This window comes from Bradyrhizobium sp. USDA 327 (assembly GCF_041262065.1).
GTDB lineage: Bacteria > Pseudomonadota > Alphaproteobacteria > Rhizobiales > Xanthobacteraceae > Bradyrhizobium > Bradyrhizobium liaoningense.
In genome coordinates, this window is the sequence record NZ_JBGCCW010000001.1 from 2,444,372 (window position 1) to 2,467,564 (window position 23,193).

The following is a 23,193-nucleotide window of genomic DNA, read 5'->3' on the forward strand; positions in this document are numbered from 1 at the left end:
GTTTGACAAGGATCAACTTCAAGAGGCACCGGTACGCGGTAGCTCGGGCCGTTCGCGTTCTCGGAGCCTGCCTGAATGATCCGTCTCTCGGCATTGAGTTCGACACGGCTGCGCATTGCGCTGGTCATCGTGCTCGGATTGATCTTTGCGGCCCTGCAACTCGCTGCAAACGTTGCGCCGTCGCCTGAAAGCACATCTGCTTGGCAGCACGATGGAAGGCTTCACGTCTTCTTTCATCCGGACTGCCCTCATTGCCACAGGGCCATCGAGTTTCTCAGGACACAACCGCGTGTCGATTTCGTCCTGCACGATGTGTCGAATTCGGCCAACGAAGCCCTGTTCCTTGCCATTGCTCGTCAGCACGCCATACCGGAGAACGAACTTGGCGTTCCCCTCTTCGTGCGCGGCTCGCGCTACCTGCTCGGCTTCGAGTCGGCGGAGAAAACGGGCAGGGACCTGCTGGCTCTTGTGGCTGATGAGACCGCGATCGCGCGTCCGGAGGGCTCCGCACGCACAATAAGCTTGCCGTGGCTGGGAGACATCGACCCCGTCGGTTATTCCCTTCCGACGCTGGGCATTCTGATGGGCCTCGCCGATGGCTTCAATCCCTGCGCCATGTGGGTCCTCGTCTATTTGATCTCGCTGATCGCGGGCATCAAGGACTACGGCAAGATCTGGTGGCTGGTGGGAACCTTCGTGCTCGCTTCAGGCGTGCTCTACTTCCTGTTCATGACGGCGTGGCTGAACACATTCCTCGTCGTCGGTCATATCCGTCCGCTCACGCAGATCGTTGGGCTGGTGGCGATCGGGATCGGCATCGATCATCTCTATGAGCTTGCCGTAACACGTGGCGTGATCGTCTGCGACGTTGGTAATGCCGAACAGCGGCAGCGCACGATGCAGCGGATCCGCAACATCGTCGCCGCGCCCGTCGGCCTGGTAAGTCTCCTGCTGATCGTCGGTCTGGCGTTTGCCGTCAACGCTATTGAGTTCGCGTGCTCGGCGGCGCTACCGGCGATCTACACGCATATGCTCGCGCTGGCAGACCTCTCGACCGGAGCATACTACGCCTACATCGGATTGTACGTAACGTTCTTCATGCTCGACGATCTCGTCATTTTTGGACTCGCGGCATTCACCGTGCAGAAGGTCATTGATACGCGCTATGCCGCGTTGAGCCGCGGGGCTGGCGGCATGGTCCTGATCGGGCTTGGCCTCTGGATGCTGGCGCGCTGAGAATGAGATTCCCGAGAAGCGAACTGTTATCTCTTGAATCGATGTATTGCCAATACTTGGATTGAGTGGGAGCAGGGGACGAAAGTCGGTCGTATCGCCGGATGAATTGGTGTCGGAGGGCGTTCTGCTCGTTGCCCGTTCCGCGACGGCTTGTTTGCGAAAGGCCTTCCCGGTTTGACCTACGTCATTGTGACGATCCTCGAAGCTGGTAGCGTGCTCCTGTCGGTTCAAACGCTGCTGCGAGGTCGATGACAATGAAGAGTCGGGCCCTATCGCGCATTTTCTCGGCGAGCCTGGCGGCTGTGATCGCCGTTGCACCATCGCTCTCGCTCGCTTGTACGCGGCTGGTTTATCTCGGCGCCAACAATCAGGTCGTCACTGCGCGGTCGATGGACTGGCGGTTTGAGATGCCGACCGATCTCTGGATCTTCCCGAGAGGCATGGCGCGCAGCGGGGAGGTCGGGCCGAACTCGCTGAAATGGAAATCCAAATTCGGCAGCGTTGTTGCCTCCGCTTACGACGTTTCGACGTCGGACGGCATGAACGAGGCGGGACTGGTCGCCAACGTCCTCTGGCTCACCGAGTCCGAATACCCGAAGTTCGATCCCGGCAAGCCCGGCCTGTCCATCGCCGCCTGGGCCCAATACGTGCTCGACAATTTCGCCACCGTTCGGGATGCAGTTGCGGTACTCGAGACGGATCCGTTCACGATCGTCACCGACAACGTGCCCGGACAGAAATTGCTCACCACGCTTCACCTGTCTCTTTCGGATGCCACGGGTGACAGCGCGATCGTCGAATACATCAATGGCCGGCCGGTCATCCATCACGACCGCAAGTACCAGGTGATGACGAATTCCCCGATCTTCGAACAGCAACTGGCGCTGAACGAATATTGGAAGGAGATCGGCGGCACGGTGATGTTGCCGGGCACGAACCGCGCCGCAGACCGGTTCGCGCGTGCGTCCTTCTACGTCAATGCGATTCCGAAAGATGAAAATCCCGACCGCGCCTTGGCCAGCGTGTTCAGCGTGATCCGCAACGTGTCCGTGCCGTTCGGCATTTCAACGTCGGAACTGCCGAACATTTCCTCGACGCGGTGGCGCACCGTCGCCGACCATCAGCGCAAGCTGTACTTCTTCGAATCCGTGCTGACCCCGAATGTATTCTGGGTGGATCTCAAGGGAATCGATTTCTCGCCTGAAAAGGGAAAAGTGAAGAAGCTCGATCTTGGGCCCCAACAGTCGCGTACTTTTGCCGGCGATGCGACCGCGAATTTCCAGGAGGCTGAGCCATTCAAGTTCCTGGGTCTGCCGATGTGAGCACCACTCGCTGCGACAGCGCCGCAGCGAGGCCAATGCGATTCCCGGGGGCCGGCTGGCCCTCGCGCTGGGGGGTGAGGGCGGGAGACCGCCTGATGAGCTTGGCGATTCGCGCGCCATGGGAATTGGCCGGGTGGGCAGCCACGGCAGGGGCCGCACAATATGGATTAGGGTCAGCCTGCAGCAGGAGAATGCGTCGCCATCCGGGTTCGCGTGATTTCGCCGGAGCTGTCCAGATGAAGGAAATACTCCGTCGTCCTTTCGCCGGTCCCATGCTGTTCTTCATGCTTGTGTTCTGCTGGACCTGGGCATTCTGGATACCGGCCGCAGCATCCGGCATCAGTGTGCAGACGAGTCTGGGGCGGCTGCTTCTCGTGCTGGGCTTGCTCGGGCCGATGCTGGGCGGCATTGGATTTACATACGGTACCCCGGACGGCCGGCGATTGGAGCGACTATTGGCTGCGCGTGTTCGACGTCGGCCGCATTCCGGCCAGATGGTATGCAATTATTCTGTTGTTTGCGCCGGTGCTCTTCACCATCGCGGTGCTGCTCGATCGTCCCTCCGGCGGAAGCGATGCAGCGGCGCAAATCAGCAGGACGCTCACATCATTCTTCTCCGCCCCGTCGACGATCGCTCCTTTTCTGCTCGTCACACTGATCAACGGCCCGATTCCCGAGGAGTTGGGCTGGCGCGGATATGCGCTCGACCACTTGCAGGCACGCTTGGGCGCCGTGGCCGCGAGCATCGTTCTCGGTGCGCTCTGGGCGATATGGCATCTTCCGCTGTTCTTTTTGAGGGCATGAAGCACAACGTCGGCATACGGTCCTTGTGGTTTTGGCTTTTCGTCCTGCAGACGATACCAGTCACGATCATATTCACGTGGATTTTCAATAATACGTCCCGCAGCACTCTGGGCGCGATCCTGTTTCATTTCATGACGAATTTGACTGCCGAACTGACTAACAGGATGGACGGGACGAACCTCTATTCGACAGCGCTGTGGAGTCTCGCGGCTGTCGCGGTGGTGGCGTGCCAAGGCGTCGGCACGTCGATACGAGGTGAGCATGGGTAGCGAAGCCCAGCGCGTTTGAGACGCTGGATTGAGGATTTGCTGCGAAAGGCAGCCGGAACGGAGCGTGATGCGATGCTTGGCGGTGGCCCGTTGGCTGGCGCCACCCATATCCTGCGTTCGCCGTCCCTGCTCAGCATCGCCGTTAGCGCACCAAAAGATTCGGCCGTCCAAACCGCTACGGGCTCGTCGTATTGGAAGCGGATGGCGAGAAATGGCAACGGTCGCTCGGTTCGGATACGTCAGCCCACGACTAAAGCACGATCCGGAAAAGTGCGCAGCGGTTTTCCGAAAATATCATGCTTAAACAACAACCTAAAGCGCGATGACGATTCATCCTAATCGCATCGCGCTTTAGGTGCGACATCGCTCCCGCTATCCGGCCATCGCACGATGCTCCCGAAAGGCGGCGGCGAGCGTGCGCAGTGCGGCACGCGATTTGGGATCGGTGAGCGTCGAGTGCAGCACGATCTCGGACGACGGCAGGCGCGGCAGCCTGAAGCGCTCTCCGACTTCGATGGTGCCGGGCGGAGCAAGGCGACAGGAAAAGATGGCCATGGCCAACCCGGCGGAGACGGCTGCCGCCACCGCCGACGAGCCGCCACCGAGGAATACTTCTGTCCAGGCGATGCCAGCCTCGTCGAGGGCACGGGTCGCGATATCGCGCACGCCGCAAGAAGGCGACAGAGCTGCCAGCCGTAGAGGCTCGCCCTGCCGATGCTCGAAATTCGGCGCGGCAAACCACCCGAAATGCTCCGGCCCGAGAATCTCGCCATCGCGCCGGTCGTCTTCGCGACGAATGATACAGGCGTCCAGTTCTCCGCGATCGAAGGCGTCGAGCAGCGTGCGCGAATTCTCGAGGCGGACCTCGATACGCAGACCGGGATCATGCGCGTTGAGTTGTGCCAGAAGGGTCGGAAGCTCCGGCCCGGCAACATGCGCGGCAATGCCGAGGCCGAACCGGCGCGGGGTCGTGGAGGCGAGCGCCGACAGCGCGGCTTCATGCGCAGCAAGAAAGTCGCGAGCCCGGTCGAGAAATACGGCGCCGTTTGCGGACAGACGGACGTGTCGCGGCGTGCGCTCGATCAACCGTTGGCCGATCCGCTCTTCGAGGCGCCGCAGCTTGACGCTGATCGCCCCCTGGGTGGTGCCAAGAGCCTCGGCTGCCCGCGTGAAACTCTGAAGGTCGGCGATGGCCACGAAAGCCTGGACCGACTCGACATCGAGGGATGCCATTTCGATCATCCAGATTTGCTGTCTCTGAAATAATCAGCCATATCATTTTTGTATCGTCAAGTTTCGCCTACGATCAGGGCCATCAACAACAGTCGTTCGCAAGACTGCCGCGCCACCCCAGCCTTAACCGTTGTGGGTGAACGGCCGCTCGCGGGACGCCGAGTGATCTCGGCGCTGAAAGGCCTGATCATGTCATTTGCTTCCTCGCGACAAGGCAATCTTGCCTTGGCCGCCATCTGCTTGTCGGCTCTCATGTTCGGCTTCGAAATATCAAGTGTACCTGCGATCCTGCCGACGCTGGAGAAGGTCCTTCACGCCGATTTTCAAGAGCTCCAGTGGACGATGAACGCCTACACCATAGCCGTGGCGACGGTTCTTATGGCCGCCGGCACACTGGCGGATCGCTTCGGTCGCAAGCGTCTCCTCGTCGTCGCCATTGTTGCTTTCGGCGGTACGTCCCTTCTGTGTGGCTTTGCCCCAAACATGACGACCCTCATCGTCGGGCGTGCGCTCCAAGGCGCGAGCGGCGGCGCCATGCTGATTTGCCAGATCGCCGTGCTCTCGCATCAGTTCAGCACGGCGGCCGATCGCGCCCGGGCTTTCGGCTGGTGGGGCATCGTTTCCGGGCTCGGTCTCGGCTTCGGTCCGGTGATTGGCAGCGGTATCGCCGCCCTGATGGGCTGGGCCTGGGTGTTTCTGATCCACGCCTTCATCGCCGTGCTGACGGTCGTTCTGGCTCTGCATGGTATCCGGGAATCGAAAGACCCGGCGGCCGGGCGCCTGGATCTCGCCGGCATCGCGACTCTGTCACTGGCCGTCTTTTGCATTGCCTACGTCATCACCCAGGGCAGCGGACTCGGTTTCACCAGCCCGATGGCGCTGGCGATTGTCGCCACGGCCGCCTTCAGCCTCATCGCCTTCATCATCGTGGAGCAGATCGCGCCGCACCCGATGTTCGATTTCTCGGTGTTCCGAATCACGCCTTTTTCCGGAGCACTGTTCGGCTCGATAGGGATGAATTTCAGCTTCTGGCCGTTCATGATCTATCTGCCGATCTGGTTTCAGGCGGGGCTAGGGCTCGATGGACTGATGGCCGGCATGGCACTTCTCGCCTACACCCTGCCGACGCTCGTTGTGCCACCCTTCGCCGAACGCCTTTCGCTGCGCGTTGGCGCAGGCGCAGTCATCCCGGCGGGACTGTTCGTGATCGGTCTCGGCTTTTTCATCATGAAGATCGGAGCAGGCGGCGGTTCGGCGGCCTTGCCGACGACGTTGATCGGCGCGTTGTTGGCCGGGATCGGCCTCGGCGCGACCAACACACCGGTCACCAACACCACGACCGGATCGGTATCGAGCGACAGGGCCGGCATGGCATCCGGCATCGACATGAGTGCCCGGATGATTTCGCTCGCCATCAACATCGCGCTGATGGGGGTCGTCTTGGTCGAAGGCGTTCTGATACGCCTGACTGCAGCACCGGGTTCACTCGACGCGGCACAGCTTCGGCACGTCGCCGAACAGATCGCCGCTGGAAATGGCGCCGCTCTCGATCAGGTCGCCACTGGAGTGTCGAAGGTGCTCGGTCCTGCCGCACTGGCCGGCGGTTTCGGAGACGTGATGCTCTATGGCGCCGTCGGTGTCTGGGTGCTCGCCGCGCTCAGCTTCTTCACCTTCGGCAGGAGAGATGTTGCTGGCGCGCTATGACGTCGGAGAATGGCAATCAGCTCACCAACGCGTCTTGCGCCGTGTCGAACGGAGCTGCGAAGCGAGCTCTCTTCGGCCAGGATCGTCACGAGCTCGAACCGTCGACTTGGCCTGGGCGGGCTCGGCGATCTCCACACTGTGCTTTCACCGGCGCATCAAGGCTATGGATGTCGCGGAATGACAGCGGCGTCGAGCCTCGGAATTTCGGTCAAAGGAGAGGCAAAGCTGCGCAAGACTGACTTGTAACTGCGGTCCTGATTTATGCGCAGGTGCCCAGCACAAACGTTGGATGTCTGCCACCGCATCCGATGCTACGACATCTGGATCGTCCGTCCGGAGCCAGTGTCCATGTCTGTCGCCCCCGCTCAGCCGCCCGTCACCTCGACCGATCCCGAAACCCTCGGCTGGATGCGCGGCTTCCCGCCGGCACCCGACCGCACCATCACCTTCCAGGATGGCTCGTTCCGCAGCTTCCCCGAACTGCGCTGGGCCTGGAGCAACATCCGCCAGTTGGTGCCGACGGTGAACGTCTGGCGCGGGGCAGGGCCCGCATCGGTGCTGCCGCGCGAGGATCACGACATCGGCGCGGTCGGCTCGACCACGATGGACGGGCGGCCCATGACGTTTGAAAAGATGCTGGAAGAGACGTACACCGACGGCATCGCCGTGCTGCACCGGGGCAGGCTGATCTATGAGCGCTATTTCGGCGCGTTGAAGCCGCACAAGCCGCATATCGGGATGTCGGTGACGAAGTCGTTCACCGGCGTTCTCGCCGGCATTCTGGTCGCCGAGGGCAAGATCGATCCGCAGGCGCCGGTGACGGATTACGTGCCGGAGCTGAAGGCGAGCGCGTTTGGGGACGCGCGCGTGCACGAGGTCATGGATATGACCACGGGGCTTGCCTACACCGAGGTCTACACCGACAAGAATTCGGACGTGTGGGGCCTGCGGCGCGCCAACGGCATGGCGCCGATTCCGCCTGACTATGACGGCCCGACCACCATCTTCGATTTTCTCGTGGCGCAGAAGAAGCAGGGCGAGCACGGCAAGGCCGTCGCCTACAAGACCGTCAACACCGACGTGCTGGCCTGGATCTGCCGCCGCGCCAGCGGTATGACGCTGTCCGATCTGCTCTCCGAGCGCATCTGGCAGCCGATGGGTGCGGAGGAGGACGCATATTATCACGTCGACCGCATCGGCACCGAGAGCGGCGGCGGCGGTCTCTCCACCACGCTGCGCGATCTCGCCCGCTTCGGCGAGACCATGCGCAATCACGGCCGCTTCAACGGCCGCCAGATCGTGCCTTCACAGGTCGTTGAGGACATCGCGCGCGGCGGCGACCCCGAGAAATTCAAGCCGGCCGGCTACACCACGCTGCCCGGCGCGTCGTATCGCAACCAATGGTGGGTCACGCACAACGCCCACGGCGCCTACATGGCGCGCGGCGTCTACGGCCAGGGCATCTACGTCGATCCCAGGGCCGAGATGGTGATCGCGCGCTACGCCTCGCACCCCATGGCGGGCAACGCCGCCAACGACCCCGTGACGCTGCCGGCCTACATGGCGCTGGCGAAGGCACTGATGGCGGGCGGGTGAGGGCGCGTCGTCCGTTCGCGCCGCGCACTCGCTGTCATCGCCCGGCTTTTTGGCCGGGCGATCAGTATTCCAGAGACCATTGTGATTGAATCGAAAGGCCGCGGCGTACTGGGTCGCCCGGTCGAGCCGGGCAACGACAGTGCGCCCAAAACCGCAAGATCCGTCGAGCACGCCACGGCCGTTCGCGCCTATATGAGGCCGCCACGGAGGAGGGACGATGAAGGCGGCGCTGCAAAACTATCAGGCCCGGATGCGGGGGGTGCTGGACCATATCGACCGGCATCTCGACGATGATCTGGACCTGGAAAGTTTGAGCGGTGTTGCGGCCTTCTCGAAATTCCATTTCCACCGGCAGTTCACGGCGACCTTCGGGCTATCCGTGCACCGCTACGTCCAGCTGGCCCGTCTGAAGCGCGCGTCGCATCAACTCGCCTTCACCGACGCCGAAAGCGTCACGGACATTGCGATGGATGCCGGCTACGAAGCACCGGATGCCTTTGCCCGCGCCTTTCGGCAACGGTTCGGGCAATCGCCATCGTCGTTCCGGAACTCTCCCGAGTGGGAGCCGTGGCTTGCGGCCTTCGGGCCTCTCGATATCGCGAGGAGCAAGCTCATGCAGAGAACTTTCACGACTGACGACGTGACGATCCGCGATGTGCCCACCACGAAGGTGGCGATCATGGAGCATCGGGGCGACCCGGCGACGCTTCCCGCCACCATCCAGCGCTTCATCTCCTGGCGCAAGGCGGCGGGCCTGCACCCCAGCACAAACCCGACCTTCAATGTCTGGCGTTCCGAGCGGCGTCCTGCGCGCCCAGCCGATTATAGCGTGGACCTGTGCGTCGGCACCGAGCAGCCGATCGCGGCGAACGGCGAGGCGATCAAAGCCGCCGAGATTCCCGGCGGACGCTGCGCCGTTCTGCGTGTCGTCGGCTACACCGACAATCTGGAGCCCGCCGCGCTCTACCTCTATCGCGACTGGCTTCCGGCCAGTGGCGAGGAAGCACGCGACTTCCCGATCTATTGCCAGCGGCTGAGCTTCTTCCCGGAGGTGCCGGAGCATGAGACGGTCGCGGAACTGTTCCTGCCGCTGAAATAGCGGTCTCCGGGCCGGGCCCATTCCGTCGGGTCGCAGCAGGCGGGCAGGTCGACATCAACGGTTGCCACGAGCTCGCGCCTCATGCGCCTCCTGCCAGTGCGGATAGGTGACGTAGGCGGTGACGGCGCCTTGCTCGTGCGAGCGGATCGTGACGGTCTCGCCTTTCGGCATATGGACGATCTCGCCCGGACCTGCCGTGACGGTGCGTCCGTCGTTCGTGACCGACAATTTTCCCTCCAGGACCACCATGACATCGTCGACCACGAGCTTCTCCTCGAGGCTCTGGTTGGGCGCGTAGCGGCCGAAGCCGATCGTGATCGGTCCGCCGTGGCGCTGGTCGACCACATTGCCGGCGAAAATATCGCCGTCCTGTCCCGGCGAGCGTTCAAGCGAAGCGTCGGAGATGGCGAATTTGCGAACTTTCATGAATTCATTCCGTCTTGTGCGGGCCTGGCGGGTGGTGGGCACGGATAGACGCCTGGGTAGGTGTTTTGTTCGCATCGCCTCGCGAGGCGGTTTGACGCAGCGGCGCGGGAATCATATAAGTATTGACTTATATTAGTGTCGGCCGATATTCTTCCGTGCAAGAAACGACAAGGAGAAGCACGATGCAGATCGACGTCGCCAGGGTCTTGGGGCTTGTGACGCGCTCGGTGAGGAGCTTTGAGAAGGACGGAAAACCGGCGAGCGCGGTGATTCTGACGCGCCTCTACGACACCGGCGTCGACGATCTCTGGGACGCCGTGACCAGCAGGGAGCGTATCCCGCGCTGGTTCGCGCCGGTCGAGGGCGACCTCCAGCTCGGCGGAAGATACCAGGTCAAGGGCAATGCGGGCGGCACCATCACGGCCTGTACGCCGCCGACCCATTTCGCCGCGACGTGGGAATTCGGTGGCGCTTTGAGCTGGATCGACGTCAGGCTGAGCGCGGAACGAAGCCAGGCGCGCCTGACCCTTGAGCACACCGCGATCATTGAGGATCATTGGAATCAGTTCGGCCCCGGTGCGGTGGGCATCGGCTGGGACCTCGCCCTTGCGGGGCTCGAGCGATATCTTGTGACCGGGGCTTCGGTTGACCATGAAACGGCAGAGGCCTGGATGGTCTCGCCCGAGGGCAAGGACTTCATGACGGCGAGCGGCGAATATTGGCGTGCTGCGCATGTCGCGAGCGGGGTCGATCCGGCCGCGGCGAAAGAGCGCTCGGACCGCACCATTGCGTTCTATCGCGGCGAGATGCCGCCCGACATCACGCATCCGGGCACAGGAAGCTGATGCACGCCTTCGAAGTCCTCGCCGATCCCGTGCGCCGTCGCATCCTCGAGCTGCTCGGCCTCAAGGAAATGGCGTCCGGCGAGGTCGTCGAAGTGATCGGGGCCGAGTTCGGCATCACCCAGGCGGCCGTCTCGCAGCACCTCAAAGTGCTGCGAGAGAGCGGCTTTGCAAGCGTACGGGCGGAGGCGCAAAGGCGCCTCTATTCGGTCGACGTTGCCGGGCTTCAGGCGGTCGATGCGTGGATTGGACAGTTCAGGAATTTCTGGGAGCCGAAGCTGGACGCGCTGGCAACCGAGATCGCGCGCGGCAAACGAGAGCGTCGCAACGCTCCGATCAGCAAGCGGAGCGGGAAGAGGGCTTGAGGATGTGGCGACGGGCGGAAGGCGCTTATGCCCGCGATATCTTCTCGAATTTCTTGACCAGTCGCTCGCGCTTCAGCCGCGACAGACGTTGGATCCAGAACATGCCGTCGAGCTGGTCGATCTCGTGCTGGTGGCAGACGGCGCGCAAGCCGTCCGACTCCTCGTGTTGCATGTTGCCGTCGAGGTCCTGATAGCTGATCCGCACCCGCGCATGGCGCTGGACCTCGTCGTTGACCCCAGGCATCGAGACACTGCCCTCTCGGTGCAGGATCATCTTGGGCGAGGCCCATGTGATCTCCGGATTGACGTAAGTCCGCGCGCCGTCCTTGGCGTCGAGCTCTAGCACCACGACCCGCAAGGGCACGCCGATATGCGGCGCGGTGATGCCGATGCCGGGTGCGGCACGCATGGTCTCGAGCAGGTCGTTCGCGAGGTCGCGCAAGGAATCGTCGAATGCTATGACGGGGCGGGCCGGCAGCGCGAGCCGGCGGTCGGGATAGCGCACGATCGGGCGGATGGTCATGCAGGCTCCTACCACTCACGGATCATTGAAGCATCCCAGCTTGACGACCTACCTACTGGAAGGTAGCTAAGCGCCATGAGCACCGTTTCCTCGACCGCCGACGACATTCTTGCCTGCGCCCGGACGCTGATCATCGCCGGCGGCTATAACGGCTTCAGTTACGCCGACATCGCCGATGTCGTGGGCATCCGCAAGCCGAGCATCCACCACCATTTCGCCAGCAAGGTCGACCTGGTCCGCACCCTCGTGTCGCGCTATCGCGAGGAGGCCCAGGCGGGGTTGTCGGCGCTCGAACGCAACGTCGCTGACCCCGCCGACCAGCTCAGAAACTACGTGGGGTATTGGGAGGCGTGTATCAAGGACGCGACGGCCCCCTTCTGCGTCTGTGCGCTCCTTGCCAGCGAGCTTCCCATCCTGCCTGAGGAGGTGGCGCTCGAAGTGCGCGCCCACTTCCGCTTCCTGGCATCCTGGCTGGCATCGGTCATGGAGCGCGGCAAGCGGCAAGGACGGCTCCATCTCGCCAGCACGGCACGGGTCGAGGCGGAGGGATTCATGGCGACCGTTCACGGCGCGATGCTGTCGGCGCGCGCTTATGGCGATCCAAAGATGTTCGGAACCATCATCCGGCCGCTGCTGGACCGGCTTTCCACCAGGCACTGACGAGGTCGACACAGGCCTGTGCCGCTCAGGGCGGCCCGGCGTCTCCGCGTCGAATGTAAACTACCAACTAGTAGGTAAGGAAAAGGCAAATGAAAGATCGTGAGATCGCTTTGGAGGCGGCCGACCAGGCGCAATGGCTGAAGCAATACTACTTCCTGCGTGCCGCGTTTTCCGTCGCCTGGGTCATTGCGGCCTTCGTGATCGCGCCAACGTCCGCGGTGATCGCAGCGGCGTTGCTCGTCGCCTATCCGGCCTGGGACGCTGCCGCCAACTATCTCGACGCGCTCTCCAGCGGCGGCTTGAACCAGAACCGCACGCAGGGCCTGAACGTGCTGGTCAGTCTGGCGACCACCATCGCGGTCATCCTGGCCTTGCAGGTGAGCATGAACTGGGTGCTCGGAATCTTCGGGGCCTGGGCAATCCTGTCCGGATTGCTTCAGCTCGGCACGGCCGTGCGGCGCTGGAAGCGTTTCGGCGCGCAATGGGCCATGGTGCTCAGCGGTGGCCAGTCGGCGCTGGCGGGCGGCTTCTTCATCTTCCAGGCCTCGATGCCTGCGGTGCCATCGATCGCGAATGTCGCAGGCTATGCCGCGGTCGGCGCGCTCTATTTCCTTGTCTCGGCGGTCTGGCTCACCGTCAGCACGTGGCGCCGCAGCGCGGCCATGTGAGGCGTTGCTCCAGATGCTTCACGCGTCCGGATAGGGCGTGCCGTCCTTGTGCAGGAAGCGGCCGTCGGATGCGGGGCTCATCATGTCGATGTCGGAGCAGGTGATGAGGTCGGCTTGCGAGCGCGAGCCGACCTCGAGATAGACAGCCGCTGCATTCGACCTGTTGATCATGTGATGGCCGTTGCCGCTTGCCTTGGGGAAGGCCGCGCAATCGCCTGCGCGCAGCAGGGTTTCGCCGCCATCCTCGATCAGCGTCACCTCGCCTTCGAGGATGTAGACGAACTCGTCCTCGTGCGAATGCCAGTGCCGCTGGCTCGACCAGCCGCCCGGCGGCAGGCGCATCAGGTTGACCCCGAAATCCTTCAGGCCCCCGGCATCGCCGAGCCGCTGCCGGATTCGATCGGTGCAAGGAGCATCGAAGGGCGCGGGGTAGCCGGAGCCCTTGCGGGCCGGCACGACGGCAATGTCGATCTTTGGCATGGAGGGATCTCCTGCAATTCAAGGCCACGGATGGTCACGATGTCATTGGCGTCGGTACTACGCCCACACTGGCGGCGACCCGATGGAATCCCGCAACGCGGCAGTCAGGATCGTCAGTTTGGCAGACGGCTGGGCCAGGGCACGCAACAGATAGACGCCGGCCTTCGCCTCATTCCACCGTTCGTCGTCGAGCGGAATTCGTGTCAGTGAACCGGCGCGTATGTCTGTCCCGACGACCCAGTCTGCCAGGAATGCGATGCCGATGTCGGCGAGTGCCGCGAGCCGCATCGCTTCGAAGTCGTCGCATCGAAAAACGGCTTGCGGCCCGGGCGCTACGCCCGCGGGGTGACCAAGCACGTCCGTCCAGCCCAGCAGGTCGGCGCCGTGCAATTTGTCAATCAGCCGATGGCCGGTGAGGTCTTTCGTTTCGGTCGGTGTGCCGTGACGATCGAGATAAGCAGGAGTGGCGACCAGCATTCTGTTCTGCGATGCCAGCTTGGTCGCGATGAGGGTGCTGTCGGCAAGTTCGCCGATCCGGATCACGGCATCGAGCCGCTCCAGCACGGGATCAGCGAGCCTTTCGGTGAGATCGAGTTCGACCGTGAGGCCGGGATGATTCCGCATGACCGTTTCCAGTGTAGGGACCACGTAACGCTTGCCAAAGGTCGGAAAGCAGGCAAGGCGAAGAACGCCGGCGACCGCACCATTGAAAGCGGCGATCTCTGCGTGCGTGTCGGCCAGGTCGTCGAGCAATCGCTGCGCGCGTTCAAACAGTCGTTCTCCGGCATCGGTCACCGCGAGCGCGCGGGTCGAGCGCACCAGCAGCGGCACCCCGACACTGTGCTCCAGCGCGTCGATCTGCCGGACGACGGCCGAGGGCGTCACACCGCGATGACGTGCGGCGCTGGAGAAACTCCCGCCACGAACCACGTCAACATAGATTGCCAGATGTTCCGCAAACCGCGGGTCTTTCATCTTTGCGCCTTTCGCAAAAGGGTTTCGTGCCTAAGGTTCATTATCATTGACTCTCAAAAGCCGTATCTCCTCCCTCGAAGGCGGGCCTTACCGGCCTAAGCCCTTGAATGAAAGGAGATTATCATGAAGGCTCTCGATCGCATCCTGTCGCAATCGGCCTATACCGCGGTAATTGATGTACCGCTCGACCGAGTGGACATCGCCGAATGGCTGTTCACGCTCTCCGAAGCCGAATATCTGCGCTGCTGCCCGCCTGATCACATTGCGGCCGGCGTCAGCACCACAGACGACGGGCGCCGCATGATGATCAACGTCGAGCAGATCGGCACCGGGCTGGTCATCCAACACTATGTGGCGGAAGTGGCCAGCAACACCTACTGCCGCATGAATTCGATCTCGGACGTGTTTACGACAAATGGCCGGACCCAGGTCAATGTTATCTGGGAGCTTCAGGCCGAAGCTATCGATGAAGGGCGCACCCGCTATACGAACAGAGTCACGGCACACCCGACCGACGTCTTCATGGCATTCCTGGACAAGCACGGCATTTCCTTCGAAGACGCCGCCAACGCACGCCAAGCGGCCGGAAGCGACCACAATCGCCGCGAGACGCCGTTGTTCGCCGCCAGCATCGCGCGGCGCGCCAAGGCCCATACACGGGAGCAGGCAAAATGAAAGGCGTCGTCTATGATGGCTTCGGTCCGGCGGAGGTTCTCCGCCTGGCCGAAGTGCCGAGACCGGAGGTTCGTCCCCAGGATCTGCTGGTGCGTGTGAAGGCGGCAGGCGTCAACCGCGCAGATATTCTCCAGCGAAACGGCGCCTACGGCAATCAGAGCTTTGGCGAGAGCGCCCTGCTTGGCCTCGAGCTGGCCGGTGAAGTCGTTGGCGTCGGCAGCGAAGTCGACGAAGCCTCGATCGGGCAGCGTGTGATGGCGATCGTCGGCGGGGGGGCGTATGCCGAATTCGCCCGGGTCGACCGTCGCATGGCGATCAGCATTCCAGGCAATGTCTCATTCGTCGAGGGTGCGGCAATCATGGAATCATTTGTGACAGCCGTCGAAGCGGTCTCACATGTTGCAGGCGTCGGGCAAGGTCAAACCGTTCTAGTTCACGGTGGCGCTGGCGGAGTGGGCTCTGCCTGCGTGCAGGTCGCCCATGCGCTGGGCGCCACCGTCTACGCAACGGCGAGCGCTTCGCGGTTGGCGGATGTCGGCAGCATCGGCGCCGCCGCTGTGATCGACTATCGTGCCGATGATTTCGAAAGCGTCGTCGCAAGGCTTACCGATCGTCGCGGCGCGGACGCCGTGATCGATTTCGTCGGCGGCGATTACCTGCCGCGCAACCTTCGCAGCCTTCGGCCTGGCGGGACCCTGGTTCAAGTCGGCATTTTGAGCGGCCAGCACGCCTCCTCGATTCCGCTCAACCTGCTGCTACACAACCACTTGCGATTGGTGGGCACCGTCATGAAATCGCGAGGCGTGGACGAGAAGCGGGCGATGGTCCGTCGTTTCTCCGAAGGGTTTTTGCCGCTGTTTGAGTCGGGTGGGCTGAAACCGCTGGTCGACCAGGTGTTTCCGCTGGCACGCGCCGCCGATGCCCATCGCAGCGTGGAGCGCGGCGGAGGATTTGGAAAGGTTATCTTGGCGATGGATTGAGCGCGGGCAGGGGTATCGTGCTTGTGCATGAACCGACCGTCTAAATTCGCGCTGATCATGTCGGGTCGGAGCATGTCGTGAGATAGCCGGGCAAGCGCGAGCCGACCTCGATCGATCACCGAGGACGACGTCAAGGCAGTGTTCGAGGCTTGACCGAGCGCGGCGATGCGGTAAGCGCAGGCCGGCGGTGGCCTCTGTGCTGCGATGCTGTCGATTGGCGGGATGATGACATTGTGCCGGTGTTTTGCCCGACAGGTCAACTCGCCATCCAGCATGGCAAATGACGGACCCCGTAAGTCATTGATTCCACAATGGTCGGCTACTGTGCATGGGGTTGTTTTTCGACTTTTTGTCGGCGGGTCACATGAGCGTGCGGCAAAAATGCCGTGAGCGTTGTCGGTCCGCGCCGTTCTCCTTCGTCTTCCACCCGGACAGACCTGACGGGAGACCGAAATGACTTCTTCCAACTATCGCTGGGTGATCGTCGCCGCCGGCGGCCTGCTCGGCTGCGTCGCGATCGGCGGCATGTTTTCGCTGCCGGTGTTCCTGCAGCCGATCGCAAAGGACACCGGCTGGTCGGTGACGGGCATCTCCAGCGCAATGACGATCGGCTTTCTGGCGATGGCTTTCACCAGCATGGCCTGGGGCACGGCGTCGGACAGGTTCGGGCCGCTGCCGGTGGTGCTGACGGGATCGATCGTACTGGCGCTCAGCCTGTTCGCGGCGAGCCACGCGACCTCGCTTCTCGTGTTCCAGGTCGTATTCGGCCTTCTCGTCGGCGCTGCCTGTGCGGCAATCTTCGCGCCGATGATGGCGACCGTCACCGGCTGGTTCGACACAAATCGCAGCCTCGCGGTGTCGCTGGTTTCCGCCGGCATGGGCATTGCGCCGATGACGATGTCGCCGCTGGCAGCCTGGCTCGTCTCCGGCCACGACTGGCGGACCTCGATGCAGATCGTCGCGCTGGTGGTCGGCGCCATCATGATCCCGGTCTCGTTCCTGGTGCGCCGTCCGCCGGCGCTGGCGCATGCCGTGGCCGCACCTGCGGGCGAGGGCGCTGCGCAAGGCGAGATGTCGATGGGCGAAGCGTTGCGCTCGCCGCAATTCCTCATTCTGCTTGCCACCAACTTCTTCTGCTGCGCGACCCATTCCGGCCCGATCATCCACACCGTCAGCTATGCGGTGAGCTGCGGCATCCCGCTGGTCGCGGCGGTGACGATCTACAGCATCGAGGGGTTTGCCGGCCTCGGCGGACGCATCGCCTTCGGCCTGATGGGCGACCGCTTCGGCGCCAAGCGCGTGCTGGTCTCGGGCCTGCTGCTGCAGGCGTTCGGCGCGCTCGCCTATGTCTTCGCGCATCAGCTCACGACGTTCTATGCGGTCGGCGCCATCTTCGGCTTCATCTATGCCGGCACCATGCCGCTCTACGCCGTGCTCATCCGCGAGAACTTCCCGCTCAAGATGATGGGCACGGTGATCGGCGGCACCGCGATGGCCGGCAGCCTCGGCATGGCGACCGGCCCGCTCGCCGGCGGCCTGATCTATGACGCCTTCTCGAGCTATGCCTGGCTCTACATCGCCTCCTGGGCAATGGGCCTGGGTGCCTTCCTGATGGCGATGACGTTCCGCCCCTTCGCAAAGCCGCAAGGCGAGGTGGCACCGGCGGCCGCGTGAGCTCCGGATCGAGGCGCGGCGTCAGAGCTGCGCCTCGATCGCGGCCTTGTCGATCACCGACCAGACCTGCCGGATCTTTCGGTCGCGAAATTCGTAGAACACGTTCTCGCAAAAGGACACGCGCTTTCCGTTGACCGCAAGACCCAGGAATGTCCCGGCTGGCGTGCAATCAAACTGCAGTCGGGCCGCGATACGGGGAGGATCGGAGATCAGCATCTCGACGTGGAACTGCAGATCCGGGATCTCCCGAACGTCCCGCTCCAGCATCGCGCGATAACCGGCCAGCCCAAGGGGCCGCGCGTTGTGGACGACTTTCTCATGCACGAAATGTCCGAGCGCCGGCCAGTCCCGCCGGTTCAGGCAGGCGATGTAGTCTCTGTAGATTGCGGCAAGGTCGTCTCTCGTCATGGCGAAGCTCCAGCGGCTTCGATCACAACGCACGAGGATCGCGAACCGGTCCAGCTCAGAGGCGCTTCTCGAAGAACAGGTCCGGATAGGGATCGTCGTTGAAGCGGGGGATCTCGCGCCAGCCCGTGCTGCGATAGAGCTGACCGGCTTCGGGCAGCGCGCTGTTGGTGTCGAGCCGCAGCAGCGTGATGCCGAGTTCCCGCGCCGCGCTCTCGGCCACATCCATCAGGCGGCGGCCGAGCCGCAATCCGCGCGCGGCGGGCGCCACCCACAGCCGCTTGATCTCGGCATAGCCGTGGTCGGTTCCCTTCAAGCCGACGCAGCCGATCGGCAGCCTGTCCGACATCGCGACGATGAAGGTGCCGCGCGGACGGCGCATGTCCCTGGCATCGGGATCGCGCGACAGCGAGACGTCGAAGCCTTGGCTGAAGCGGCGGCCGAGCTCGGCATAGTATTCGCCGAGGCAGTAGCGCGCTTCCGCGCATCGCGGATCCATCTCGTCCAGCGTGACCCGCTCGCGCGTCAGTGCGGAGGCGATCAGGTCCATCGCCGCCAGCAGCGCCTCGCGCTGCGAATGTTGCGCGAGGAAGCCTTCGGCCTGCGCGTTCGACAGCGCCTCATAGGCCGCGAACTCGCGACGGCCCGCCCGCGTGAGCGTTGCCATGCGCCGGCGGGCATCGTCTTCGCGCGCGGTGGTTTCGATCAGCCCTTCGTCCTCGAGGCTGCGGAGCAGCCGGCTCATCAACCCGGAATCGAGACCGAGATAGTCCCGGATTTCCGCCACGTCCGAGCGCCCGTGCCCGACCGCATTGAGCACCCGCGCCGCCCCAAGCGGCCGGCTGCGCCCGAGGAACGAATTGTCGAGCGCACCGACGGCAGACGTGACGGCGCGGTTGAAGCGGCGGACCCGGGAGACGGCGTCAAGCATAATGTCTGACTTTAGTCAGGTATCACGGCCTGTCAATCGAGCGAGAGCCGATCGAGCTTGCGGTTGTGCGGTAGCGCGCCTCATTGTGAGTTGTTCCCATGCCGCGAGCCGCTACCATGCGCCCACTCGGGGAGTTTGGGTCTACAACAAGCGGAGACAACATGAGCGGGCGGGAACGCAAGGTGAAGGGATCGGACCTGTTTGTCGCGGCGCTCGAAAACGAAGGTGTCGATCGCATCTTCGGCATTCCCGGCGAGGAGAATCTCGATCTGGTCGAATCGCTGCGCGCCTCCAGGATCGAGCTGATCCTGACCCGCCACGAGCAGGCCGCCGCCTTCATGGCCGCCACGCATGGGCGGCTGACCGGCAAGCCCGGCGTTTGTCTGTCGACGCTCGGCCCCGGTGCTCTCAACCTGTCGACCGGGGCCGCCTATGCGCATCTCGGTGCCATGCCGATGATCCTGATCACCGGCCAGAAACCGATCATGAGCAGCCGGCAGGCGCGTTTCCAGATCGTGGACGTGGTCGCGACCATGAAGCCGCTGACGAAGCTGTCGCGGCAGATCGTCAGTGCCTCCAGCATTCCGACCGTGGTGCGCGATGCCTTCCGCGCGGCGATGGAGGAGCGTCCTGGACCGGTGCACCTCGAATTGCCCGAGGACATCGCGGGTGACGAGGTGCCTGATGTCCCGGTGGTCCCCGTCCATCCGATCGAGATCCCGGTCGCCCATCGCGCAGCGCTCGACCGCGCCGCCGAGATGATCGTCGCCGCAAGGCGTCCGCTGGTGATGATGGGCGCTGCGACCAGCCGGCCGCGGTCGACCCATGGCATCGCGAGTTTCGTGCGGCGCACCGGCATTCCGTTCTTCACGACGCAGATGGGCAAGGGGACCGTGCCCGGCGGCACCAACCTCTACATGGGCACTGCCGCGTTGTCCGAGCGGGATTACGTTCACGACGCGATCGACGCCGCCGACCTGATCGTCGCCATCGGCCACGATCCCATCGAGAAGCCGCCTTTCATCATGGGCTCTACAGGCCCGAAGGTCATTCACGTCAGCTACACGCCGGCGAGCGTCGAGCAAGTCTATTTCCCCGATGCCGAGGTCGTCGGGGACGTTGGTCCGAGCCTGGAGCTGCTGGCGGATCGGCTGGAAGGCAAGCTGCCGCAGGCCGCGGCACTGCTCCCGTTGCGCGAAGAGATCCTGGGGCATATCGCCGATCGCGCCACCGAGGCGCGCTGGCCGCCGACGCCGCAGCGCATCGTGCACGACATCCGCCAGGTGATCCCGGAGAACGGCATCGTCGCACTCGACAACGGCATGTACAAGATCTGGTTCGCGCGCAACTACCGCACCCGCGTCGCCAACACGCTCCTGCTCGACAACGCGCTGGCGACCATGGGCGCCGGCCTGCCGTCGGCGATGATGGCCGCGATGCTCTATCCCGACCGCCGCGTGCTTGCGGTCGCCGGCGACGGCGGCTTCATGATGAACAGCCAGGAAATGGAGACCGCGGTCCGCCTCAAGCTCAACCTGGTCGTGCTGGTGCTGGAGGACAACGCCTACGGCATGATCCGCTGGAAGCAGGCCGTCGATCATTTCGCCGATTACGGCATGACCTTCGGCAATCCCGACTTCGTCCTCTACGCGAGGGCTTACGGGGCGAAAGGGCATCGGATCGAGAGCATCGACGGCTTTGGCCCGACTCTGGAGGCGGCATTCAAGGAGGGCGGCGTGCACCTCGTCTCGATCCCGATCGACTATTCTGAGAACGTGCGGGTGCTCGTCGACGAGCTGCGGGCGCATGAGAAATCGAAGGCGTGAAAACTACGGTCTCGTGTCCCGGACGCGGCGCAGCGCCTCTTCGGCGGTGCGCTGCAGAGCCGGGACACGAGAGAGCAAGCGTACTTGTGCCGTGCGTCCCGATCGCCGACACTTCCAGTCACTCAACCAACCACAGGAATAGAAAATGACCCGCGTTCGTTGTGTCACCGAGATGGGCATGGGCGTCGACGTTCACGGCAGGGACGCCACCAAGGCGGCCAAGCGCGCCGTGTCGGATGCCATCAGGCATTCGAGCCTCGGCTTCTTCCGGATGATCGACAAGACCGCTAACGACATGTTCGTCGATGTCACGATCGGCGTGCCCAATCCGGAAAGCGTGGACAAGGAAGCCGTCGCCAGGGAGCTGCCTTACGGCACCGTGACCGTGACTGCGGTCAAGGGCGGGCTGGAGATCCCCTCGGCCACGGAAGTGGCCAACGACCCCATTCTCATCGCCAATGCCGCCGTCATCGTCAGCTTCGACAAGGACTAGGCCGATGTCCGACAGCGATGAGGCGCTGCTGGATCGTCCGATCTGGAGCGCGCTGACGACCAGCCAGAAGCACTTGGCTGAGGGTGGTCCGCGGGCGCTGCGTTACCCCGTGGACATGACGCCCTTTGCCGACATGATCGACATGTCCGCCGCAAGCTTTGCCGCGCTGGGAGATTTGCTATCCGGCACTCAGGTCGCCGCGCTGTTCACGCCGGAGCCGGTCGAAGTTCCCGCCGGCTTCAAGGTGGTGCTCGCGGATACCGGGGAGCAGATGATCGGCTCGCCGGCCGACAGCTCGCTTCGTGATGCCGAGATCGTCACATTGGGTGCTGCCGACGTTCCCGCCATGATGGCGCTGACCGAACTGACGAAACCCGGTCCATTCGCGCTGCGTACCCATGAACTCGGCACGTTCCTCGGCATTCGCTCCGGCGGCGAATTGGTTGCGATGACGGGGGAGCGGATGAAGCCGGGAAAGTTCGTCGAGATGACGGCCGTCTGCGTGCATCCGGAATATCGTGGGCGCGGCTATGCACAGGCGCTGCTCGCGGCGGTCGCGCGCCGGATCGAGGCGCGCGGCGAGATTCCGTTCCTGCACGTGTTTTCGAGCAATACGTCTGCGATTGCGTTGTACCAGCGGCAGGGAATGCGGATTCGGCGTCGCCTGCATGTCACCGCGCTGATGAAGCAGGGATGAGCGTTTCTCGGCGGGGCTTCATATCCGCCGAATTCGCGCTATATCGATCCCAACCAAAATTTGGGGGAAACACATGGACGCCAGAACGACAGATTTTTCCGCCGCGCGGACGGCGATGCAGCGCTATGTCGATCAGGAGATCATTCCGGGCGCATCCTGGGTAGTTCTGCGCGGGCGAGAGGTGGTCGACCAGCAATGCGTCGGCTTTGCCGACCGCGAGGCGAACACGACGCTGCGGCCCGACCATATCTTCCGCGCGTTTTCCAACACCAAGATCTTCGTCACCTGCGCGATCATGCTGCTGGTGGAGGAAGGCCGCATCGGGCTCGATGATGCGATCGAGAAATTCCTGCCGCAGCTCGGCAATCGCAAGGTTCTCAAGCAGGGTGCGGCAAGTCTGTCGGACGCCGAGCCGGCGAGGAGCCCGATCACGATCCGCCAGCTCCTGACCCATACCTCCGGTCTCAGCTACGGCATCTTCGATCCCGGCACGGTGCTGTTCAAAGGCTACAACGAGGCGCGCGTGCTCAATCCGCTGACGCCGCTCGCCGACATGGTCGACCAGCTGGCCGATCTGCCGCTGTCCTATCACCCTGGTACGGCCTGGGAATATTCGGTGGCGACCGACGTGCTCGGCCGTGTCGTGGAGGTCGTCTCCGGCCAGGCGCTCGATGTCTTTCTGAAGTTGCGCATCTTCGATCCGCTCGGCATGACCGATACGGGCTTCCACGTTCCCGAGGCGCAGCAAGGCAGGCTGGTTGCGCTCTACAATGGCGCTGATGTGCTCGATCCCATGAAGCCCGGCCTCACCCGGGCGGACCATCTGCCTTATCCGCAAGCCTATCGGCGGCAATTGCCGCGGCTGTCGGGCGGCGGCGGCCTGGTCTCGACCTTGCCCGACATGCTGGCGCTGGTCCGCGCGCTGCTGCCCGGTTCGGATAAGCTGCTGAAGCCGGAGACGCTGCGACAGATGATGACGAACCAACTGCCCGGAGGCCAGACCATCCGCTTCGCCAATCTCGGCCCGATTCCCGGCAAGGGTTTCGGTCTCGGCGGCGCCGTCAGCTTCGCGCCGACACCGTTCGATCCTCCGAACTCGATCGGCGAATTCCAGTGGGGTGGCCTTGCCGGCACCCATTGGTGGATTTGCCCTGAGGCCAATACCGCCGGCGTGCTGATGACGCAGCGCTACATGGGCTTCTGGAATCCGTTCTTCTTCGAGTTCAAGCGCCTGGCCTATCAGGCGGTCGGCGCGGGCTGACGCGAAACGCGGTCCGGTCATCGAGCTCTGCCGCGAAAGGCAAAGCGAG

General features: G+C 63.5%; 24 protein-coding genes. 17 read left to right on the forward strand and 7 right to left on the reverse strand.

The window, feature by feature from the left end; genetic code table 11:
- The first annotated feature begins 75 nt into the window (after nt 1-75).
- The 3 genes from ABIA42_RS10980 to ABIA42_RS10990 all read left to right on the forward strand — a co-directional run bounded on the left by ABIA42_RS10980 (nt 76) and on the right by ABIA42_RS10990 (nt 3,362).
- Entirely contained in the window at nt 76-1,236 is a 1,161-nt protein-coding gene (locus tag ABIA42_RS10980) for a glutaredoxin family protein (protein WP_370113680.1), read from the forward strand.
- 254 nt (nt 1,237-1,490) lie between these two features.
- Nucleotides 1,491-2,558 carry a linear amide C-N hydrolase gene (locus tag ABIA42_RS10985; protein ID WP_370123538.1) on the forward strand — a complete coding sequence of 356 codons (1,068 nt, stop codon included), beginning with the start codon at nt 1,491-1,493 and terminating at the stop codon, nt 2,556-2,558.
- 465 nt (nt 2,559-3,023) lie between these two features.
- Nucleotides 3,024-3,362, forward strand: a complete 339-nt coding sequence (locus ABIA42_RS10990; RefSeq protein WP_370113679.1) for a CPBP family intramembrane glutamic endopeptidase — start codon at nt 3,024-3,026, stop codon at nt 3,360-3,362.
- Nucleotides 3,363-4,003: 641 nt separating this feature from the next.
- On the opposite strand, the gene ABIA42_RS10995 is transcribed toward ABIA42_RS10990, so the two are convergent.
- On the reverse strand, nt 4,004-4,864 hold the full coding sequence (locus ABIA42_RS10995) for a LysR family transcriptional regulator (RefSeq protein WP_271530717.1): 861 nt from the start codon (nt 4,862-4,864) through the stop codon (nt 4,004-4,006).
- A gap of 189 nt (nt 4,865-5,053) precedes the next feature.
- Between ABIA42_RS10995 and ABIA42_RS11000 the strand changes: the two genes are divergently transcribed.
- From ABIA42_RS11000 to ABIA42_RS11010, 3 genes are all read left to right on the forward strand, one after another.
- A complete protein-coding gene (locus ABIA42_RS11000; RefSeq protein WP_370123535.1) occupies nt 5,054-6,568 on the forward strand; it encodes an MFS transporter in 1,515 nt (504 codons plus the stop codon).
- A 348-nt stretch (nt 6,569-6,916) separates the two neighbouring features.
- On the forward strand, nt 6,917-8,164 hold the full coding sequence (locus ABIA42_RS11005; RefSeq protein ID WP_370143769.1) for a serine hydrolase domain-containing protein: 1,248 nt from the start codon (nt 6,917-6,919) through the stop codon (nt 8,162-8,164).
- Nucleotides 8,165-8,381: 217 nt separating this feature from the next.
- Nucleotides 8,382-9,263 (forward strand): GyrI-like domain-containing protein, encoded by an 882-nt coding sequence (locus tag ABIA42_RS11010; protein ID WP_370113673.1) that lies wholly within the window; start codon nt 8,382-8,384, stop codon nt 9,261-9,263.
- A gap of 54 nt (nt 9,264-9,317) precedes the next feature.
- Here ABIA42_RS11010 and ABIA42_RS11015 read toward each other — a convergent pair whose 3' ends face one another.
- Nucleotides 9,318-9,689, reverse strand: coding sequence for a cupin domain-containing protein (locus ABIA42_RS11015; protein ID WP_271530334.1), 372 nt, complete (start codon nt 9,687-9,689; stop codon nt 9,318-9,320).
- A gap of 182 nt (nt 9,690-9,871) precedes the next feature.
- Here ABIA42_RS11015 and ABIA42_RS11020 point away from each other — a divergent pair, with 182 nt between their 5' ends.
- A complete protein-coding gene (locus ABIA42_RS11020) occupies nt 9,872-10,534 on the forward strand; it encodes an SRPBCC family protein (RefSeq protein WP_370113670.1) in 663 nt (220 codons plus the stop codon).
- Complete coding sequence (locus ABIA42_RS11025; RefSeq protein ID WP_271530336.1) at nt 10,534-10,896, forward strand: helix-turn-helix transcriptional regulator; 363 nt, start codon at nt 10,534-10,536, stop codon at nt 10,894-10,896. The genes ABIA42_RS11020 and ABIA42_RS11025 overlap by 1 nt, the downstream gene beginning before the upstream one ends.
- Nucleotides 10,897-10,921: 25 nt before the next feature.
- On the opposite strand, the gene ABIA42_RS11030 is transcribed toward ABIA42_RS11025, so the two are convergent.
- A complete protein-coding gene (locus ABIA42_RS11030) occupies nt 10,922-11,419 on the reverse strand; it encodes a peptide deformylase (RefSeq protein ID WP_271530337.1) in 498 nt (165 codons plus the stop codon).
- A gap of 75 nt (nt 11,420-11,494) precedes the next feature.
- Here ABIA42_RS11030 and ABIA42_RS11035 point away from each other — a divergent pair, with 75 nt between their 5' ends.
- A complete protein-coding gene (locus tag ABIA42_RS11035) occupies nt 11,495-12,079 on the forward strand; it encodes a TetR/AcrR family transcriptional regulator (protein WP_247802506.1) in 585 nt (194 codons plus the stop codon).
- An 89-nt stretch (nt 12,080-12,168) separates the two neighbouring features.
- Nucleotides 12,169-12,747, forward strand: a complete 579-nt coding sequence (locus ABIA42_RS11040; protein WP_028182085.1) for a DUF308 domain-containing protein — start codon at nt 12,169-12,171, stop codon at nt 12,745-12,747.
- 18 nt (nt 12,748-12,765) lie between these two features.
- Here ABIA42_RS11040 and ABIA42_RS11045 read toward each other — a convergent pair whose 3' ends face one another.
- Both ABIA42_RS11045 and ABIA42_RS11050 read right to left on the reverse strand, forming a co-directional pair.
- Nucleotides 12,766-13,227: a cupin domain-containing protein gene (locus ABIA42_RS11045; RefSeq protein WP_271530338.1), complete on the reverse strand. Its 462-nt coding sequence runs from the start codon at nt 13,225-13,227 to the stop codon at nt 12,766-12,768.
- A gap of 57 nt (nt 13,228-13,284) precedes the next feature.
- A complete protein-coding gene (locus tag ABIA42_RS11050) occupies nt 13,285-14,202 on the reverse strand; it encodes a LysR family transcriptional regulator (protein WP_271530339.1) in 918 nt (305 codons plus the stop codon).
- A gap of 123 nt (nt 14,203-14,325) precedes the next feature.
- On the opposite strand from ABIA42_RS11050, the gene ABIA42_RS11055 reads away from it, so the two are divergent.
- The 3 genes from ABIA42_RS11055 (at nt 14,326) to ABIA42_RS11065 (ending at nt 17,531) form a co-directional block, all read left to right on the forward strand.
- On the forward strand, nt 14,326-14,877 hold the full coding sequence (locus ABIA42_RS11055) for a hypothetical protein (RefSeq protein ID WP_271530340.1): 552 nt from the start codon (nt 14,326-14,328) through the stop codon (nt 14,875-14,877).
- On the forward strand, nt 14,874-15,857 hold the full coding sequence (locus tag ABIA42_RS11060; protein ID WP_370143771.1) for an NAD(P)H-quinone oxidoreductase: 984 nt from the start codon (nt 14,874-14,876) through the stop codon (nt 15,855-15,857). Before ABIA42_RS11055 ends, ABIA42_RS11060 begins: the two co-directional genes overlap by 4 nt.
- Before the next feature lie 453 nt (nt 15,858-16,310).
- On the forward strand, nt 16,311-17,531 hold the full coding sequence (locus tag ABIA42_RS11065) for an MFS transporter (RefSeq protein WP_370113665.1): 1,221 nt from the start codon (nt 16,311-16,313) through the stop codon (nt 17,529-17,531).
- 21 nt (nt 17,532-17,552) lie between these two features.
- Here ABIA42_RS11065 and ABIA42_RS11070 read toward each other — a convergent pair whose 3' ends face one another.
- A complete protein-coding gene (locus ABIA42_RS11070; protein WP_370113663.1) occupies nt 17,553-17,939 on the reverse strand; it encodes an ester cyclase in 387 nt (128 codons plus the stop codon).
- A gap of 55 nt (nt 17,940-17,994) precedes the next feature.
- On the reverse strand, nt 17,995-18,867 hold the full coding sequence (locus ABIA42_RS11075) for a GNAT family N-acetyltransferase (protein ID WP_370113661.1): 873 nt from the start codon (nt 18,865-18,867) through the stop codon (nt 17,995-17,997).
- Between the two features lie 161 nt (nt 18,868-19,028).
- Between ABIA42_RS11075 and ABIA42_RS11080 the strand changes: the two genes are divergently transcribed.
- From ABIA42_RS11080 to ABIA42_RS11095, 4 genes are all read left to right on the forward strand, one after another.
- Nucleotides 19,029-20,693, forward strand: coding sequence for an acetolactate synthase large subunit (locus ABIA42_RS11080; protein WP_370113659.1), 1,665 nt, complete (start codon nt 19,029-19,031; stop codon nt 20,691-20,693).
- Nucleotides 20,694-20,838: 145 nt separating this feature from the next.
- Nucleotides 20,839-21,186 (forward strand): Lin0512 family protein, encoded by a 348-nt coding sequence (locus tag ABIA42_RS11085; RefSeq protein ID WP_271530346.1) that lies wholly within the window; start codon nt 20,839-20,841, stop codon nt 21,184-21,186.
- A 4-nt stretch (nt 21,187-21,190) separates the two neighbouring features.
- The gene (locus ABIA42_RS11090; RefSeq protein WP_370113657.1) at nt 21,191-21,883 is read left to right on the forward strand and encodes a GNAT family N-acetyltransferase; all 693 of its coding nucleotides are present in this window, start codon (nt 21,191-21,193) and stop codon (nt 21,881-21,883) included.
- A 73-nt stretch (nt 21,884-21,956) separates the two neighbouring features.
- The gene (locus tag ABIA42_RS11095) at nt 21,957-23,144 is read left to right on the forward strand and encodes a serine hydrolase domain-containing protein (RefSeq protein WP_370113655.1); all 1,188 of its coding nucleotides are present in this window, start codon (nt 21,957-21,959) and stop codon (nt 23,142-23,144) included.
- Nucleotides 23,145-23,193: the final 49 nt, after the last annotated feature.